Source organism: Tenacibaculum ovolyticum DSM 18103 (genome assembly GCF_000430545.1).
Taxonomy (GTDB): Bacteria; Bacteroidota; Bacteroidia; order Flavobacteriales; family Flavobacteriaceae; genus Polaribacter; species Polaribacter ovolyticus.
This window is the reverse complement of sequence record NZ_KE387163.1, coordinates 85,215-105,516: the sequence shown is the minus strand read 5'-3', so window position 1 is coordinate 105,516 and position 20,302 is coordinate 85,215. Positions and strand designations below refer to the sequence as shown.

Here is a 20,302-nt window from a genome sequence, read left to right as displayed (position 1 = left end):
AAGTAAATTACCCTACAAAATAAAAAAAATGAAGTATAATTCACTAAACATTGATAATACTGATATACAAATCCTTGAAATTCTCCAAGAAAACGCGATGGCAACAGCCAAAGAAATGGCTCATAAACTCTCTCTGACTACAACTCCCATTTATGAACGTATAAAAAAACTACAGAAGACAGGAATTATCAAACAGTATGTTGCTTTACTTGATGCCGACATTCTGGGAAAAAGTATTTTAGTTTTTATGAACATTACTATAAAAGATCATCACTCAGAAAAGCGGAATGAATTTGTTCGGGAAATGGAGAAGCTAAAAGCTGTTATAGAATTTTATCACACATCTGGAAGTTTCGATTTTTTGGTGAAAGTTAGATTTTCAGATATTAAATCTTTCAGAAATTTCTTAGTTAACGAAGTTGCATCTATCCATAATATCGGTGACATTGAAAGTCAAATAGTTCTTGAAGAAATAAAGTTTTCAACTAAAATATTAATAGATTAAGAGATATTACGGTTTTGATTGTCGAATTTTTATAATTTATTTTTAGCAAATAAAACAGAAAGACAAATTACTGCAAGGTTTATTTTATTTGTATGTTAAAAATAACACATAAAACATTATCTTTTATACACTTAGTTATCAATGATGTAAGTAAGCTAAAATGAGTGTAATTCAAGAATTTAAAAGCAATATTTGTTCTACTGCTGGTTTAAGGCACGACTTTAAAAAGGTTACTTCTTCCAAATTTAAATCAGGGAATAATCCAACATAAGATTCAATGTATTCTTTAAAGTTTTGTTTCACAATAGTTTGTTTTTTGTTGGTAAAATCGTAGTAAACTCAGTTAAAACATCGTTTATTAAATCATTTTCGAAGCAATAACGAAGACAGATTATTTAATAAATGGAGCTTATAAAGTGTTCTATTTAGTTTATTACCCAACAAATCTAAAGGATTTTTTTAATTAATTTAAAACCATGAAACACTTTAAGTTTTAATAGTTGTTACTCTTGGTATTACTCATTTTCTAACTAGATGAATACAAATTAAAAAGCTACAACACTTACTTAGATATATTTACGGTAATTACATCAAATAATTCTCATCATTTTATATAATCGAATGCCTATTGTTATTTTTTTAGTTCTATTTATTTGTAAGCTCTGGAAAGATTACTCGTCCAATAGAAAAATTAATCCCCAATTTGTTTTTATAGCTCCTTTCTTAGGAGCTTTTTTTATTTTAAAACCTACTGTTTATTTTCTTTTAATATTAATGTAAGCTTAAAATAAAACCACGTCTAAAAATTAGAATTTAATAGTTTGGGGAACTTTTATTTTCATTTAGGGGTAAGGAGCATTTAACTATGCTCCTTTTATCTACATTATACTCATGCATCCTTTACTTATATTGAAATAACAGATACTAATTATTTTTCTCTCGTCGCTTTTTATTTTTACATCAAAATTGTAATCTAATTTAAGGTAAAACCATACTTATATTACGGTTTTAAATTTACTTTTTTATTTTTCATAAGTTACTTTTGGCAAAGAAAAATAAAAATTTAAAAGTTCCTTTTATTCCTTCTAAAAAAAACAAATAAAAACGAATAACTAACATTAAAAAAACAAATTATGAAAAACGCAATCTTCGCAATTATGATTTTAATAATAAACATATCTTGTGAAAATGCTGAAATAACTCAAGAGGAAAAAAGTATTTCAGAAAAAATCATATCCTTATCTGGAAAAACACTTGAATATAATTATGGCAATTCTGTTTATGAATTAAATTTTAAATCGGAAAACAAACTACATTGGAAATGTGTAAAAGGAGATGAAAAAGGAGAAGAAGCAGATGAAACCTATTCTACACAACGACTGAATAACTATACTCTCTTCGTTTCTTGGATTGAACAAGGTGGATTAGGTGTTAGCCAAGTAATTAATTTAAAAGAAAATACTATAAACTCCTTTTTAAAAATAGATAAAGAAATAATACCTCTTTCTGGAATAATTCGTGAGTTGTAGAAACCGACTAAATAAAAAGCAGCAGGTAACACTATAGGGCAAAAACAAAACACTAAGTATAACAAAGAACTGAGGTAAAAACCAAGCAAATCCTTCATTAATTCCACACAATACAAACTAAGCTCAAAGAATATCATTCAATATTCTTTGAGCTTATATTTTTTATAAATATATAAAACTTTACAATCTGCCCTTAATTATTTTTATACGAATTTGCATTTTGTTTTCATGTTAATACTGTTTGATTTCTAATATCCTAGCACTTTTTACTTACTCATGCCGTCATGAGCAAGATGCTCGGCGCTAGCGACGACTGTAAATGACGAAATTTTAAAATCTGATAAAGACGCTATAACTTTAAATAATATTTTAGACAAGAAAAAATTCAAGGTTAAAAAACTAAAAATACGCAAAGGTAAAAAAGCTATAAAACGTTATGGAATCTTAGCCTTAAATGGAGTTATAGAAATAAAAGGAAGATACAAGAAATGTAGGTGAGAAATATGAACCATTAGAATATAGAGAAACTGAAACCTTTTAACTCTTACTTAATAAAAAACAATACTTATTAAATCAAAATAACAAACGTTAATACTTTTTCTCTCATAGCTCTTTATTTTCACATTAAAACTGTAATATAAATAAGGTTTTCCCTTACTTATTTTACGGTTTTATAGTGGCTTTTTTGTTTTTTATAATTTACTTTTAACAAAAAAAATAGAAAGACAAATTGCTATAAGGTTGCTTTTATTTATTTGTTAGAATTAACAAACAAAACATTATCTTTTATATAAATAGTTACCAGCAGCATAAATAAACTAAAATGAGTGTAATTCAAGAATTTAAAAACAATATTTGTTCTGCTTTGTTTTTGGGAGCGACTAATAGTTTAGAGAGTCAATTACTACTATTACAAAACAAATTAGATAGTTGCGAAAGTAGTAATATTATTGATAAAATAGATCCTAATAGTAAAGCTAAATTAGAAGAACTAAAAAAGAGAGTTAAGCAAAAAATTAACACCCTCATTACACAAATAGAAAAATCAAAAGGAACTGAAAAGAAAGATTTAAAAATTAGAATAAAGGAACTAGAAGAGGCTTTAGAGGAAATTAAAGTTATTGAGCATTCTCAATCCACATATGAGTTTAGGATTGGTAACAAACCTAAGTTTTCATATGAAAATATAAGTGATAAAGGTCTTGTTTTTTATGACGGAACTTTAGGTAGCTTACTGAATGAATTAAAACATGTATTTCAATTTGAAACTGGTAAAATAGATTTCATAAAAGTAAGTGGAGAGCCTGAAAACTTGCCTGGTTTATTATATGATTTAGGAGATGAAGTAGAAACATACAAACGTCAATATGCTTATGACGGAGTTTTAAAACTCCGAGTAGTAATGACAGATGAAGAAGTGCTAAATCAATTTAAAAGTGGTAAGATTAAAAATGGGTTAGGATTAGGTACATTAGAAATTAAGAAAATGAAAAAAATTACTGCAGATGTTATAGTGAAAGTAGAAGATTCTTTAGGTAGTGGTTCTCTATATAGTGCAATATCAAAAAGGAGTTTAGATATTCATTCTTCTCTTGGAAATATTAGGAAAGGTAATAAGCACAGAAGTAATTTTATTACAGGCTTAGGAATTGACAAAAGAGATAAGAATGAACCATATATTGATTTTATAAAAGTATTTATTGAAAATAATCCCTTTATCTATGTTAAATATTAAAAAAGGAATACTTATTTGTTTGTTGTTCTATTCTTTTTTGTCTTTTGCTCAAAAAAGTTTTATCAATAATACATATACCACGTATTCAAGTGAAACACTTCCTAAACATTCTTTATTTATTGAACATCAGAAAGTGTCATTAAAACTACCTTCAAAAGGTTTGTTTCCTGAAAAAAATATCAGTTTTATTAGTGAAATAAAAAATGATACCATTTATATTTTTGAAGAAAAAAGTGATATTGAACAAGGAAAAGGAATTAAGTTAGTAAATGATAAATTGGTATCTAAATTTGCGAATACTCGTTTTTACAGAAAATCAAAATATGCTATAGTTCAAATAGAAACGGAAAGAGTTTACTTTAATAAAACTGCTGTAGATAGTATTTTAGGAAATCAAATTATATACGCTGTAAATGACGAAATTTTAAAATCGGAAAAAGACGCTATAATCTTAAAGAAGATTTTAGATAAGAAAAAATTCAAGGTTAAGAAACTAAAAATACGCAAAGGTGAAAAAGCAATAAAACGTTATGGAATCTTAGGGTTAAATGGAGTTATAGAAATAAAAGGAAAATACAAAAAATGTAGGTAGTAAATAATTCAACTAAAAGTTTAGATATAAATCCATGCCAAGTAAGAGCTTTATTCATTTATTTTTAATTTCTATCATCTTTTTAGGATACTCATGCAGTTCAATAAGAAAAATCAATAAATCAATATACACGCAAGTAAATGGAAAAGACAGGTTTTTATTCTTAAAAAAAAATAATAGATTCTTATATATGCACTATAGTTTAAATAAAGATAAATCATATTCTTATAAAGGCTATTTAGAACAAGTTTCAGATAACATCTTCATAACATCTGAGGAAACTATTCAAAGTGTTTTAATAGACTCATTATTAAATAAAATAGATGTAGATAAAAGCTTCAAAAGGGAAATTAAAAGAAACCTAAGTCAAGACACACTTTTTTCTCTAAAGACTATAACAATTTTATTTATAATAGGCATAAATTCAAATTAGTAAAATAACAAATTACTGCCAATAAAGAAATCTCTAATATCCTAGCACTTTTTACTTACTCATGCCGTCACGAGCAAGATACTCGCACTAGCGACGGCTGTAAATGGAGAAATTTTAAAATCTGAAAAAGACACTATAACCTTAAAGAATATTTTAGAGAAGAAAAAATTTAAGGTTAAGAAACTAAAAATACACAAAGGTGAAAAAGCAATAAAACATTATGGAATCTTAGGTTTAAATGGAATTATAGAAATAAAAGGAAGATACAAGAAATGTAGGTAGTAAATATAAGACCTTTAGAATATATTGAAACTGAAACCTTCTAATTCTTACTTAATAAAAAACAACACTTATACTCATATACCCATTACTTATATCAAAATAATAAACGCTAATGCTTTTTCTCTCATAGCTCTTTATTTTTACACCAAATTTGTAATATAATTTACGGTAAAACCGTACTTATTTTACGTCTTTTTAGTCGCTTTTTTGTTTTTCAGAAGTTATTTTTGGTAACGAAAAAATAAAAATGCAAAAGTTCTTTTTATCCTGTCTAAAAAAACCTAATAAAAAGAATAATATTACGCATATAACAAATTATAATACATTAAAAAACTACAACTATATAAGACGGGTATATAGTTACCTTAGTAACTATATATTGTTGTTGTGTTTCATTAAATAAGAACAAATACAAAATGCCAAACAAACTTTTTATAATTGGTATAGACAATTATACTAATCACGGAAAATTATCTACCTGTTCAAAGGATGTTCTAGATTTAAAAAATACCCTTTTAGAGTCATATGATTTTGCTGAAAACAGCATTTATGAGCTTCTAGATAGTGATGCAACTAATAAGAAAATCCAAGATGCTTTAAGAGGATATTCTCGCAGCTTGACCGAAGAAGACAATTTAATTATATTTTTCTCGGGACATGGAGAGTATAGCGAACAGGAAGAAAGAGGATTTTGGATTCCTTTTGATGGAACAAAAGAGTATACCACATGGATTCCTAATGAGACGATAATTGCTTTTATCAACAATCTAAAATGTAAACACCTTTTTCTTATTTCAGATAGTTGTTTTTCAAGTTCCCTTTTAAATCAAAGTGTTTCAAAATCTAATGGAACATATAATAATCGGCCTTCTAGATGGGCACTTACTTCAGCTTTTGATGAGTCATACTCTCCAAAAGATCCTAATTCAAATAGTCTTTTTGCTGAGTCTATTATTAACTTTCTTGAATCAGCTCAAGATGAATTTAGAATTTCAGAATTAATAGAGTTTGTAAAAAATGAATTTAATTCAAACATAATGCAAACCCCTCAGGGCTCACCTTTGCAAGTTCAAGGACACAAAGGAGGCGAACTTGTATTAACTCCAATAGAAACAGCAACAACAAAAGGAATAAAAGGTTATCCAAGCTTCTACAATGTATTGAAACTATATAAAAGGAATGCTAGTTTCAATGAAGTCTCAACCTATGAAGATCGGACTAAAAAAATCGGTTATCAATTATTTAAAGAATTAGATTCGGTAATAAAGCGATTGACCTATTACTTATATCTATACAATGAAATTAACCAAACTCAAACTCTAAAACATCTCCAAAAAGAACATCCAGAAATTTTTAAGAATAAAAACCTAATCATTTACACTTCAAAAGAAGACAATCAGCAATTTATAAGCAGGAGAATCAATAACATAAAAACGAAATTCAAGCCGAATAATATTTTTTATATAGATGATTTCATTAGAGATGCCTGTACACCAAATTTAGAAATTGATGACAGTTCATCAAATTACCTGTCCATATCAAACTTCATTCATCCATCATTTACAACAGAAACTAATCCTCAAGAAGTTGATGAATTTGTAAATAATTGGATAAGTAAAGAAGAAGCTCCTATACTTGTTATTAAAGGAACTGGTGGTATTGGTAAAACAACATTTGCTCAATTCATTGCAGATTCTTTTTTAGGAAGAAACGATAAAACAAAAATCATTTTTATTGATTCCGTTCAGATAAAAAACAACCTAATTAGAAAAAGTAAGCATCAAAACAATATAGGTCTATATAGTTTTTATGATGCGTTATTCTCGCAAGACAAATCTCATGAAACGAAATTAACCCAAGAAGAATTCAGATTAAACATTGATGCAGGAAATATACTAATGGTTATTGACGGATTGGACGAAGTAATATCAAAAATCCCAAACTTTGACGTTGACTTATTCCTTTCTTCAATTACTGAATCTACTAACCAATTAGGTCGGGGTAAGGCCATTATTACATGTCGTACACATTTTTGGAAGCAAGCTCAAACTAACCCAGGTCATTTTGATGTAATTGAATTGAAACCATTTGATAAACAACAGACTGAAGAGTTTTTTAATAAAAGTTTTGATTCTAAGAGAAAGCAAAGTAAGGCAGTTGCTATTGCTGATTCCTTTAAGTTTTCAAGCCAAGAGGATACGCATATTTACCATCCTTATGTTCTAGACATTATACGCTCGATAGTAAACAACGAAAAAGAAGATATCGAATTTGATCTAACAAAATTCAGCTCAAGCATTTTAAGCACACAAGTTAAAAATGACTATATAATTTACCGTGTATGTGATAGAGAGCGTAAAAGAATTGGTCAAATAAGTGTAGATGAACAAGTTAAATTCTTCATTTACCTAGCCAATGAAAGAAGAGGTAACATTCAAACACTAAACTTTAAAAATGAGTTAGAAATTGCTTTACAAAGAAAAGTCGATAATGTAAATGTTGAAGCTTTCAAATCCCATCCCTTTATTCAAAACGTTGGGAATACAACTAACTTCAAATATGATTTTTTCGCAGAATTATTCAAAAGCATTTTCATCGCTAATTATTTCAAGTTTGAAAGTAACACTGAAAAGGTTAATACTAATTTTTTAAATATAATAAGTGAAAACTGTTGGTATGGCTCCGGTTTGAATGTTGAAATTGTTAATCGAATTAACTCATGGTCTGATGATGACATACTTTTTGTTTCCGACATCATAGATCAAGTATCTAAAAATGATGTTATTGAAACCCAAGTTAAAAGAGGGGTTATCGCCAATATTTTCAACATTTCATTATCAATCCAGCACAAGTTTGGTCAAAATAATATTGAAACCAATACTTATTTAATGATGTCAATTTTTGAAAAATCGAATTCCATATTGAATTTGTGTTTAATTAATTTGAATCATGATAAAACCATCAAATTTGATTTTTCTGGTTTAACAATTCATGAAGCCTATATAGATAATTATGGATATTTTTATGATTGTAGATTTAGCGATGATACTATTTTCAATAAGTGTCATTTATTGAACATTGAAAGACATAAATCCAAACATTCTATCCCTAAAAAGCTTTTCATTGATTGTATTTATGATCAAAACCTTGAGGAGGCTTTAACCCACCATGTAAATTCAGAACAATCTAAGATTGATAATGCGAAAACATTTATTAATTCATTCTTACATCTATTCTACAGTAATGGAAGACTTGGACGACAATGGGAGGATAAAGTAATTAAGCCAAGATTTAAAGGAATTGACAAGAAAAACTATGGATATAAGAAAGTAATCAGAATAATGAAGCGAAATGAACTTTTAGAATCGGCATCAGAGAAAGAAGGAACAAAGTTCTTTATAAATCCAATATATAAGGAGGATGTTATTCGTTTTGTAAAAGACGGAACTATGTCAAAAATAATAAGTGAGCTTATTAAAAGTCTCGATTAAATAACGAAAACACAACAAAGTGCATAGTGCATAGCACCCTTTGGGATGCTACGTCACCATACACGGAACGTTAGCTGTAATATGAAGCAACATTCGAACTAAATGACAAAAAACACAAATAATTCAGTTAATTCAGGTGTTCAGACCAATGTAGGAATGGAATTCCAAAAACACTGTACTTTATATTTACTTTTAGATAATTATCAAACAATAAAAGATAAAAAATATTTTATAATATTAGAGCATTTAGAAGATATTGTATTTGGGTACATTGATGATAATAATTTACTTGAAGAAGTTGAGACATTTCAAGCAAAAAAAGCCACAAATAAATGGTCTTTAAACAAATTACTTGAAATATTAAAAAAAATAACGGAAGTAAGTCAAACAATAACCAATGACCCAATTCCAAAATCCACTTCATTTTCACAAACAAATTATTTTGCCACAAACAATACTATTGAATTAAAAAGTGATAAAATAAAAGATGTAACATATACAGAAACTATTAATGAAACAAACGCTAATGTTAAGTATTCAGACATAGATGTTAATATTAAAAATAAAATATTAAAAGGTAATAAAGATGTTACTTTTTCAAAAATTGACGAAATTAATTTAGAAACACTTTCTTTAAAATTCGTAGATATTACAAGAACCCCTAAAAATCAAATAGAGCAATTATATGGTAAGTCAAAAGTTATCTTCGGAAATGATATAGAAGACCATAAAGCCGCTATTGATACTTTACTTTTTTATCTAAAAAGTATTGAATCTAAATTTAATCAAGGAGGTCTTGCTCTTTTAAGCGATAAAACAAAGAGAATAGAATCTAAAGATATTCATAAAGTATTTAATGTTCTTACTAAAAGAAAGCTTGCTTATGATTTTTGGAGAGAGAAAGAAAAAGAAATTTGTAAAGCTTTGAAAATAACTTTCCTTGATAGAACTCAATTTGAATTACATTACCTAAACAGTTTTGATAAATTTAAAGACCTAAACGAAAGCGAACATAAAAAAATCTTTGATTTTATCGAAAAGAACAAATCAATTTTTGGCAAACATTATGATGAAGGAGATTGTATTTTAGAGTTTTATACTGAATTTAATAAAACAAAAACTACAACTTTAAGAGACTTACAATTGAAAGCAATTGTATCTGCTGGTTTTATAGAAATTAAAAGCACAATATGAGCGTAAAATTAGAGATAGAGGATATTTTAGTATACAGTGAATTGAATGATAAATATTTCTTTACAACATTTGAAAATAAACTAAATGTTATATATGGAAAAAACACGGCTGGAAAAAGCACTCTAATTCAACTCATTCTTTATGCATTTGGTATAAATGATAATAAAATCAAACTTTCTGAAATATTAACGGAGGAAATTTTTGTTAGATTAGATTGTATAATTACAAAAAATAGTGAAAAATTAAAATTTACTTTCATTCGTCAAGATGAAACTTTAATAATTAAAGATACAAACTCTAAGGTAATTCGCTTTAATGGAATTGGTAGCGACAATTCTTTTGAACATCTAAAATTAAAAAAATATTTTAATAGCTTATTTGACTTTAATCTACTTTTAGAATCTAATAGTGGTATTTCAGAAGCTCCAATGGAAACATTGTTTTTACCTTACTACGTTTCACAAGATGTAGGTTGGGTTTATTTGAGAAAATCATTTAGTAATTTGACTTTTTACAAAAATTTTAAAGAAGATTTTTTAGATTATTATTTAGGTATCGAAAATGTAATTGACAGAGAAGAAAAAAGAAAAATCGAGAATGAATTAAGAAACTTACAACAACAAATGAAATTCTTTTCTGACGTAGAAAAAGAAAATCAAGAATTAGAAGTTTCTCAAATAATAAATGATTCTCTTGCTGGTAAGGCGAATGAATTAATAATTTCTTTATCAAATAACAAAAGTGACTTGATTACTTTAGAAAAAGATTATGTTAATGAATCTAATAAATTAACTTTTTACAATCAAAGACTTTCAGTAGTTTCTAAAGTAAAAAGAAACCATAAAAACCAATTCCCAGGAGAAGATTCTTGTCCTACGTGTACGCAAATTCTACCTCAAAACATTGAAGAAATTTATGAGTTTTTCCAAGAAGAAAATGATACTATTTCATTACAAAGTGAACTTAAAGAAAAAATCAAGAACTCTCAATCTAAAGTAAATTCTATAAATAAGAAAATAGAGAAAGCTCAAATAGAAATAAATAAAGAGTATAGCACATTTAATAAATATTCAGAGAACAAAATAACTTTAGAAAATTGGATTGAAAACAAAGCAAACATCCAACTTTATGATAATTTGATTAAACAAATTGGAACATTAAAATTAGAAATTGACAAGTTAAAATTCAAATTAAAAGAATACAAAACTGAAGAAGAAATTTATTTTGCAAGAGAAAAAAAGAATCTAATTTTTAAATCTGCATACATTAAAAATAATATCAGTTTAGGAGTACCAAATTTAGAAGAAGAAAGATTTAATAAGTTATATGAAATTTCAAGTTTTCCTTTTCAAGGTGTTCAATTACATTTAGCTCTATTAAGTTATCACTTTGCTTTTAATGAACTATTAACTAAAACTAAAGGAATACATAGACTTCCTTTTATTTTGGACAGTATATTCAAAGAAGATATTGAAGGTGGTAATAAAGAAAAAATATTGAATTTTATTAACTCTAATTTCCCTACAGATACACAAACAATTTTATCAATAGCAGATGATAAAAATATTGATTCACACATAGAACAATATAAGAATGAAATTTTCAAAGACAATGCTCATATGATTTGTATAGGAAATGGAACAGAAGAAAAATCATTATTAATTGAAAATGACAATTCTCAATCCGCATTAATCTCTGAAACATATGAAATTATGGAAACAATATAAAAATACTACAGCTAACAAAGAACTGAGGTGAAAACAAACAAATTATTCATTAATTCCACACAATAAAAACTAAGCTCAAAGAATATCATTCAATATTTTTTGAGCTTATATTTTTTTAAAAATAGATAAATATAACCTTATAATCAGCCTTTAATTATTTTTATATGGATTTGTATTTTGTTTCCATGTTAATACTGTTTGATCTCTAATTGTAGATGGACTGTCTGGCATATTTTTATAATAAGGATCCCCTTTATCATAACCTACAGAATTCAACTTAATTTCGCCATTACTCATAACATCAATTTTAGAATAGCCGAAAAATGTAGCAGAACCAGGACTTCCACTATTCCCTGCAATTACCTGATACGTACCTTCATTACCTGGCTGCATTCGTTGATAATCGTGTAAATGTGCCGATAACATTGCTACTACCCTATTTTCAACCAATTTTGGCCACAAAACAGGCCCTTCAGGAAAACCAGCGTGTCCAGTTTCAGGTTTACCGCTTACATAATATGGTTTATGCCCTAATACAAAAACATGATCAATTTTAGGGTTCCTCTTATATTCTTCCACTTTTTTAACAATCCAATCTGTAGGAATCTGCCCTTCTAAACCATAAGGGTTTTCTTTAGTCGGCGCATTGTAAGTATCCGTATTCATTAATACAAACCCTATATTTTTACGAATAAATGCAAAAGTCATTTGATTATTAATACTATCTTTTCCTTTTACAATGGCTCTATCTTTAGGCATATATTCAGCCATGTGCTCCATCCAAATTTCTGTAGCTCCTTTTAAAGGCCATTCATCATGATTTGGTACGTTGTAATCATGCCAATACAACATTTCATGATTTCCTGGTATAGCAACCATTTCTATATTAGAAGTACTAATAGGGCTAAAATAGGTATTGTAATATAATTTTTTCCATGCTATTAACTGGTTTTCTAATTTAGTGGTGGTCGATTCTGCCAAAACCATATCCCCTAAAAAGAAAAATAAATCTGGTTTGCGTTTTAAAGCAGCAATTTCTGTCCAAATTCGTTTCATTGCAGTTAAATTTGCTGTAGAAGCATTGGTTGCAGTACTATCACCTTCTTGTTTTCTATCTACCCTGTTACAGCCTAAAAAAGTAAAGCTAAATACTACCGAATCTTGTTGTTGTTGTATAACTACTTTACTTTTTTTAGTAGCAACTTTTGTTTTTTTCTTACCGTTACAATTAACTAGCGTTATTACTAGTAACAGTATTAATATTCCTTTTAGTTTCATAAAATGTTAGTTGGTTTGGTTACTATTTAAAGATACTTACTTTAACGTGATTTTTATAGAGAAAATTTGACTTTTAAATTGTCATTTTGAGTGATTTTTGATAGAAAATTGTATCGAGAAATATAATTTATTAGAGCTCAGTAGATAGATACGTATTTCTAAAGTAAATTTTAGATTAACAATGTCAGGTCGAGCGCAGTCGAGACCTATTTACAATAATCTAAAAGTTCTCGACTGCGCTCGAACAGACAAGTAATTTACTTATTACACACTATATATTAACACATTAGGCATATTATACAATACGTAATTAACTACTGACCTCTATAATTTATAAACGAAAAATGTTGTTCTCGATACTAAATCCTTCCAGAATTTCACTCGAACTGACACCTTTTTCTTATCTTTTATACTAAAGATTTTAATTTCTAAAATCAACAAATGTTGGTGTTTTTGAGGTGGTGTTGTTTATATATAAAGCAGATTCTTCTACAAAATTTAAAGAAAGCGTAATAATCTCAGCGTTTACATCAAAAATCTGATTTAATTTATTTCTTATTTCAGCTTTTAATGATTGATCTTCTGCTATCAATAAAAAAGTAATCTCCGTTTTTACTATTGATTTTGCAGCTATTTGAATTTGATAACGATCTACAAACTCAAGAAGCCAATTAAAATCATCTAAAAAATAAGCTTCTGTATCTACCGAAAAAGAAGTAGCTGCTCTAGCTTCTAATAGTAAAGTACGTTTATTGTTTGTATAGTTTAATTGCCCAACATCGCCCATTAAATACCTAAAAACAGGAAAACGCTTTCTTAGTAAATTGGTTACAACTACTTCCCCACTGCTTTGTTCATTTTTTTTATCAATTTCTATAATAACAGCATCTAATACCTCAAAAGAGGTTTCTTTTTCAGAATAAGTTGACCATCCCCAAATACCCGTTTCAGCAGATCCATATAAAGAATAAATCTTTTTATTTTTAAATGCCTTTTTTAATAATTTAGCTTGTGATTCTAATAAAAACTCCCCAGCATACATTATATTTTCTATTGCTAAATTCAGTTTATTATCAATTATATACTTAGCAAGCAACGTAAGTTTAGAGGGCGTTCCCATAAGCATATTTGCTTTAAATTGTGTGGCTGAATTAAACACCAATTCAAATGAAGAAGCAGCTCCTAAAGATATTGTTGTTGCATCACATTTTTCTAAAATATCATCTACAATAGCAGCTGTACGATACATACCTTTGTAACTAAATAAATTAATAGCAATCGTTTTTGAAGAAAACATACCATATTTTACTAATTCGATGGCTAATAGTTTACGCTGATATAAGTTTTCTTGTATATCTACAGGAAAAATAAGTGGTTTTGTAGAGGAACCGCCAGAACGCACTAAATAAACTCCTTTGGTTTCTTTTTGAAGATTAAAATGTTTTTTTAAGACCTCTCGTAATTCATTTTTTTCTAAAGGAACAATTTCTGATATTTTATTTACGTTTTTATAATACTCTTTAAACAGCTCAGATTTTTTTACAATAGCAAAATGTGAAGTAAGTTTTTCGGTTATCATAACTTTCCTTATTTTTTTAATTTATGCATTAAAAAATATGGCAGTGTCTTAAAAAACAACCCTCTATATTTTAAAATGAATATTATTTTTTCACTTAAAGAGTTAATACTTAACAAAGCATGGTTTATCCAACGTGTAGCCACCACGCTCTTTAATCTTTTATCATAATAATCTGTACTACTTTTAAATCTAGTAAGTACTGGCGGATAATCTATTTCACGCCAATTATTATATCGCTTTCTAGAGGCACTTCCAAACACTTCTCTTACTTTTAAATGCGCTCCCATTAGTAAACCTACTTTACTGTTTCCTTTTGTAAGTACGCTTCGCAATACTCTGTACCAATAATCTATTCCTTCATAAATAATAGGCTCTTCTATAAAACTTATAGCTCTTCCTTGTGTTCTTTTTAACATAACATTACTTCCTACTCCCATATAAAAATTAGCAGAAGTAATTAACTTTAATGGCTCGTTAATACAATATGCATTTGAAGTAACAGAGATAACTGAAGAGATTTGTGTAAGCTCATCTTTTATTTTATTAATTTTTGGATAGATTTCATTACTTGGAAAAAATTGAATTCCTAGTATTAAAAGATCAATACTATAAGATGACATCAAAACATTTGCTGTTTTTATTAAATCATCAGTATACAAATCATCTGCATCTAAAAAACTAACAACATCACCTGTTGCGGCTAAAAAACCGCTATTTCTCGTATAGCCTATTCCGTTATTTTTATCTAACTCAATAATTTTAACTTTTATCTTATTTAAATGTAAAGGAAGATTTTTAAAAAACGTTTTTACAATATGTAAACTATTGTCTGTGCTTTTATCATCTACAATAATAATTTCATAAGGCAACTTTGTTTGTTCGACTAATGATTGTAAGGTTTCTTTAATATACGAAGCCTTATTATATAAGGGTATTACAATTGAAAATTTCATTCTTTTAAACAGCAATTACACTAGGGAAAACATAAGCTCCACTATGTACATTTATAATACTTTCTGTTGAACCTCTATAGATTCCTAATCCAAATGATTGCTCATTATAAGCCAATAACATACCTACAACATTTATTGTTTGTTTATCTCCTTTATAGCTTATATTCAATTCTTTTTGACTTATGTATTCCTGAACCATATAATCTGCCCATTGCTCAGTAACCACCTTTTTCCAAAGACTTTCTGAACAATTATTTTTCTCATACATTCCTATACCTCTACCACCACTACTTCTTTTTAAAATCCAATTGTTCTGATCAGCGTTAATTAATTGGTCTCTTATTTTTTTTGAGTTTAAGGTAAATGATGGAATTAAAAATTGCTTTAAAAAAACATAATCTTCTTCACTAATATACCTTGTCATAATCGCCTCATTGTATAAAACAGAAAGAATACGTTTATCATGTATCAAAATAATAGAGCGTAGGTCATTTATACAGGTATCAGCTTTTATTAAAGCTTTTAAAATTTCAGGATTCTTATTTTTTAGCTCTTCCCTATCCATTTCTAGAATAAACTGTACTGCTTTTTCATTATTTACCTCTAATTCACCATTTACAAGTTTTAAATCGTTAAATGATATATCAGCTATAGAAAAACCTTTTTCTGATAATTTCTTAAAGAAAGAATGTGCTTCTGTCCCTTTTTCTTTATCATGTACGTAAAACAAGGTCTTATTTATATCTAAATCTTTTAAAATAGTTGGTATAAAGTCTAATTGCTCTGGTATTACATTACTATGCTTAGTAAATATTTCTAACTTACTTAAAACTTCATTTACATGATAACTAATCATCCAACCATTAATAGGATACCTACAACCTATCTCACATATTTTTGGCACGCCTCTTTTATCAAAAATAAAATCAGGACGATACATACCAACTTTATAAGGAGCACCTTCTGTTAGTTTTAAAATAGATTCTAACCCAGCATCTAAACGATATGTTTCTCGAATATCTTTATCTTTAAAGTAATTTAATACTACCTTTTCAAACACTTCATTAAGTAAACTACTTAAGCGAGAATACTTGTTTCTTTCAATAGTGGTTATCATTATTGGGCTAACCAAAAACTTTTCTAAATCATGTGAAATAGTACCTATTTGTTCTTTTAATAAAAAAGTAAAATCTTCTTGATTTACTTCTTTATTTAAGATGGAATAGTCTTCGGTTTTTTTCTTTTTAAACGAACTTCTTATCATACAATTTTTATTTAGTTAAAAAGTAGCGGCTACTAAAACCTCTTTATTTAGCACATTCATTACCGATGATTTTAACTCTAAATAATCTTCAATTATTTGTTTTAAATCATAATGCTTAATATTTATTTCAAAAGCCTTTGCGTATGAATTTACAGCATCTACAGCATGAAAAAAGTGGTCTTTTTCTGTTGGGCCACAATGAACTCTTATCCAAGCTAACGAAACATCAATTTCTTCTGCTGATAAGTCACTTTCTTTTGCTAACCAATTTTCGAATAAAGGAATAATAAACTCAACCTCACCATGCGTATATATTTCATGCACAAGAGTTGTTAATAATCCAATCATAATATCTTTATTTCTAAGAGAATTTTTATCCTTCCAGGCTTTAAAAGCAATTGCTTCAGTACTTAAATACTTATTTGAAAGCCAAGAATCATCTCCTGCAATATTAGTAGCCATCGTGTAAAATAATTTTGAATGTAAAACTCGACCAACTACGGCTAAATCTTCATCAACAATTCTATTAAGACTCGCCACCGATTTAAATAAATCGTGTTCACTTTTAACTTCTTTATTTTTATGAATAAGCATTGTCATTCTATTACTTAAACCCGCAACTGTCATGGCACTATTATTTGTCTGACTCCAACTTTTAAAAAACGAATTAAGTGTTTCTTTAGGTTGTTTTTGAATAGTTAAAGATTTAAAAGACGCTTCTATCATCGAAAACTTTTCTTCTTGCAAAGGAAAATAAGTAGTTAATTGCGTTTTTAGATGCGAATCTTTCATTTGATCTATTACAGGTAAAATAATTGAAATTAAATTCATCTTAATTAGTTTTAGGTTAGTTATTCTTTTACTTAATTAACTAACAATTGGCAGCTAATTAAATATTTACAATAGCTATATTAAGATTATATCTAATTCTTAAGCAAGAAAAACCCTTAAGCGTATTAATTTTAGGAACGAGAGCCCGCTAGTTTATTTTTTAATAATAAAAAAATAAGTAAAGTTGTATAATTAATTTACTTTTGCTTGAATTTTAAATATTTTATAATTTGTTAAACTACTATTCTTATGAGCACGCTGTATCTAACCAATGGGTAACATTTGTGCATGGTGCTGGCGGAAGCAGTAGTATATGGTATAAGCAACTTAGAGATTTTAAGAAACATTTTAATGTTTTAATTTTAGATCTACGTGGGCATGGAGATAGTAAATCTATTATAAAATCTCCTTTTGATAAAAAGTACACTTTTGATGCTATTACAGAAGATATTGTAGAGGTTATAGATCATTTAAAAATTAAAAGTTCGCATTTTGTAGGTATTTCTTTAGGTACTATTTTAATTAGAAACCTTGCAGAGAAAAAACCAAACTTAGTAAAAAGTATGATTATGGGTGGTGCAATTATTAAGTTTAACTTGCGCTCTCGTTTTTTAATTTTTGTAGGTAATCTATTTAAATCGGTAGTACCCTATATGCTATTATACAAGCTCTTTGCTTTTATAATTATGCCTAATAAAAATCACAAAGATTCACGCTCATTATTTGTTAATGAGGCAAAGAAACTATATCAAAAAGAATTTATACGTTGGTTTAAGTTAACAGCAGAAATTAATCCTTTATTGCGATTATTTAGAATGAAAGACCTTAAAATACCTACGTTATACATTATGGGCGATGAAGACCATTTGTTTTTACCATCTATAAAAAATATTGTAGAAAAACATGTAAATGCTACTTTGGTTGTTTTACAAAAGTGTGGGCATGTTGTTAATGTTGAAAAAGCAACTGTATTTAATGAAAAAACGATTAAATACATAAACTCTATCTCTTAATTAATAACACACATTCTTAAAAAACAAACTAAAACACCCCGTTACAACACTTTAAAGAATTTTAATAATTAGATATCATATTTTTTTTATAGATTTATGCAAAACACCCCCAAATGCATATATCTACTAAAGTTTCACGCCTTTTTGATTTTCCATACCACCAATTAAAACACTATCCACAAGAAAAGTGCTTTGTATCAAAAAAAGACGGAAAATGGATAAATATAGCCACTAAAGAGTATATAAATAAAGCGAATACAATAAGTCTTGCTTTGTTAGCGCTAGGTATAAAACCAGGAGATAAAATTGCAGTTATTACCAGTACAAACCAACCTAAATGGCATCTTTTAGATATTGGAGTTATGCAAATAGGTGCAATAAATGTTCCTTTATACCCTACTTATTCTGAAAAAGATTATGCCTATGTTTTAAATCATTCTGACAGTATTTATTGTTTTGTTTCAGACAACGATTTATATATGAAAGTAATGGCTATAAAAGAGAAGACGCAACTTAAAAAGGTTTTTACTTTTGAAGAAATTCCGACTAATTATAGCTGGAATTCTTTTTTATCTCTAGGTAGCGATAGTATGTTACAAAAGGAAGTTTCTAGATTAAAAGACAATGTAAAACCATCTGATTTAGCCACTATTATTTATACATCTGGTACTACGGGAATACCAAAAGGCGTAATGCTTTCTCATCAAAATATTGTGAGTAATGTTTTTGCTGTTGGTAAACATATAAATTTACATGACAATAAGAATATTGCCATGAGTTATTTGCCTATTTCTCATATTTTCGAAAGAGCAGCATCTTATTATTGCCAGTATATGGGCTTTGAAATTCATTTTGCAGAAAGTATTGATAAAATTGGTGATAATCTTCGTGAAATACAGCCTAATTTTATGGCTGTAGTACCTCGGTTATTAGAAAAAGTATTTGATAAAATTGTTGATAAAGGAAGTGGTTTATCTGGCTTAAAAAAACAATTGTTTTTTTGGGCTTTAAAATTAGGTGAACAATACAAACCTTATAAAGCGAATGGTTGGCTATATGAAATACAATTAAAAATAGCAAGAAAACTTATTTTTTCTAAATGGAAGCAAGCTTTAGGTGGTAATTTAGATTTTATGGTTGCTGGAAGTGCCCCTATGCAACCTCGATTAATTAAAGTTTTTACAGCTGCAGGAATCCCTATTTTTGAAGGGTATGGAATGACGGAGACATCACCAGCCATATCAGTTACAGATATGCGTAATAAAGGCTTTAAAATTGGTAGTGTAGGTAAAGTTATTGACGATGTTTCTGTTAAAATTGCAGATGATGGAGAAATTTTAGTAAAAGGCCCTAACGTTATGATGGGCTACTATAAAGATAGCAAGAAAACAAACGAGACTATTATAAATGGTTATTTACATACTGGCGACATCGGAAAAATAGATGAAGAGGGTTTTCTAAAAATTACTGATCGAAAAAAAGAAATATTTAAAACTTCTGGAGGAAAATATATAGCTCCTGCTGTTTTAGAAAGTGAATTAAAAAAATCTCGTTTTATTGAGCAAGTTATGGTTATTGGTGAAAGTCAAAAAATGCCAGCAGCTATTATTCAAATTTCGTTCAATTTTGTTAACGAATGGGCAAAAAAACATAGTCATATAATTAATAATTTTTCAACAGATGAGATACTAATCAATAGAATTCAAAAAGAAATAGACTATTATAATAAGAAATTCGGAAAATGGGAGCAAATAAAACGTTTCGAAATTACACCTGATGAATGGACAACTATTGCAGGACATTTAACTCCTACATTAAAAATGAGACGTAAGATCATATTAGAAAAATACACCGATTTATGCAAAAAAATATATAACCCGCAATAAATCAACAACT

The 20,302-nt window shown here is 27.8% G+C and carries 15 protein-coding genes; 10 read left to right on the top strand and 5 right to left on the bottom strand.

The window, feature by feature from the left end:
* Window positions 1-28 precede the first annotated feature (28 nt).
* From H518_RS0110400 to H518_RS0110360, 8 genes are all read left to right on the top strand, one after another.
* Window positions 29-505 carry an Lrp/AsnC family transcriptional regulator gene (locus tag H518_RS0110400; protein WP_051263738.1) on the top strand — a complete coding sequence of 159 codons (477 nt, stop codon included), beginning with the start codon at window positions 29-31 and terminating at the stop codon, window positions 503-505.
* A 1,133-nt stretch (window positions 506-1,638) separates the two neighbouring features.
* The gene (locus H518_RS0110390) at window positions 1,639-2,034 is read left to right on the top strand and encodes a MoaF-related domain-containing protein (RefSeq protein ID WP_028888986.1); all 396 of its coding nucleotides are present in this window, start codon (window positions 1,639-1,641) and stop codon (window positions 2,032-2,034) included.
* An 823-nt stretch (window positions 2,035-2,857) separates the two neighbouring features.
* Window positions 2,858-3,769 (top strand): hypothetical protein, encoded by a 912-nt coding sequence (locus tag H518_RS0110385; protein ID WP_028888985.1) that lies wholly within the window; start codon window positions 2,858-2,860, stop codon window positions 3,767-3,769.
* Window positions 3,756-4,361 carry a hypothetical protein gene (locus tag H518_RS0110380; RefSeq protein WP_028888984.1) on the top strand — a complete coding sequence of 202 codons (606 nt, stop codon included), beginning with the start codon at window positions 3,756-3,758 and terminating at the stop codon, window positions 4,359-4,361. The genes H518_RS0110385 and H518_RS0110380 overlap by 14 nt, the downstream gene beginning before the upstream one ends.
* A 34-nt stretch (window positions 4,362-4,395) precedes the next feature.
* Complete coding sequence (locus H518_RS21080; protein ID WP_155995203.1) at window positions 4,396-4,794, top strand: hypothetical protein; 399 nt, start codon at window positions 4,396-4,398, stop codon at window positions 4,792-4,794.
* 698 nt (window positions 4,795-5,492) lie between these two features.
* On the top strand, window positions 5,493-8,567 hold the full coding sequence (locus H518_RS0110370) for a caspase family protein (protein ID WP_028888982.1): 3,075 nt from the start codon (window positions 5,493-5,495) through the stop codon (window positions 8,565-8,567).
* A gap of 102 nt (window positions 8,568-8,669) precedes the next feature.
* Window positions 8,670-9,761, top strand: coding sequence for a hypothetical protein (locus H518_RS0110365; RefSeq protein ID WP_028888981.1), 1,092 nt, complete (start codon window positions 8,670-8,672; stop codon window positions 9,759-9,761).
* Window positions 9,758-11,488 (top strand): AAA family ATPase, encoded by a 1,731-nt coding sequence (locus tag H518_RS0110360; protein ID WP_028888980.1) that lies wholly within the window; start codon window positions 9,758-9,760, stop codon window positions 11,486-11,488. Before H518_RS0110365 ends, H518_RS0110360 begins: the two co-directional genes overlap by 4 nt.
* Before the next feature lie 150 nt (window positions 11,489-11,638).
* Here the strand turns inward: H518_RS0110360 and H518_RS0110355 are convergent, their stop codons facing one another.
* From H518_RS0110355 to H518_RS19690, 5 genes are all read right to left on the bottom strand, one after another.
* Window positions 11,639-12,766, bottom strand: a complete 1,128-nt coding sequence (locus H518_RS0110355) for a metallophosphoesterase family protein (protein ID WP_028888979.1) — start codon at window positions 12,764-12,766, stop codon at window positions 11,639-11,641.
* Between the two features lie 421 nt (window positions 12,767-13,187).
* A complete protein-coding gene (locus H518_RS0110350; protein ID WP_028888978.1) occupies window positions 13,188-14,345 on the bottom strand; it encodes a phenylacetate--CoA ligase family protein in 1,158 nt (385 codons plus the stop codon).
* 8 nt (window positions 14,346-14,353) lie between these two features.
* Window positions 14,354-15,298: a glycosyltransferase family 2 protein gene (locus H518_RS20520; RefSeq protein ID WP_028888977.1), complete on the bottom strand. Its 945-nt coding sequence runs from the start codon at window positions 15,296-15,298 to the stop codon at window positions 14,354-14,356.
* 4 nt (window positions 15,299-15,302) lie between these two features.
* Entirely contained in the window at window positions 15,303-16,562 is a 1,260-nt protein-coding gene (locus H518_RS0110340) for a hypothetical protein (protein WP_028888976.1), read from the bottom strand.
* Between the two features lie 15 nt (window positions 16,563-16,577).
* Window positions 16,578-17,393, bottom strand: a complete 816-nt coding sequence (locus tag H518_RS19690; protein ID WP_051263736.1) for a hypothetical protein — start codon at window positions 17,391-17,393, stop codon at window positions 16,578-16,580.
* Window positions 17,394-17,623: 230 nt separating this feature from the next.
* On the opposite strand from H518_RS19690, the gene H518_RS0110330 reads away from it, so the two are divergent.
* On the top strand, window positions 17,624-18,406 hold the full coding sequence (locus tag H518_RS0110330; RefSeq protein ID WP_028888975.1) for an alpha/beta fold hydrolase: 783 nt from the start codon (window positions 17,624-17,626) through the stop codon (window positions 18,404-18,406).
* Between the two features lie 113 nt (window positions 18,407-18,519).
* On the top strand, window positions 18,520-20,292 hold the full coding sequence (locus H518_RS0110325; protein WP_043706857.1) for an AMP-dependent synthetase/ligase: 1,773 nt from the start codon (window positions 18,520-18,522) through the stop codon (window positions 20,290-20,292).
* Window positions 20,293-20,302: the final 10 nt, after the last annotated feature.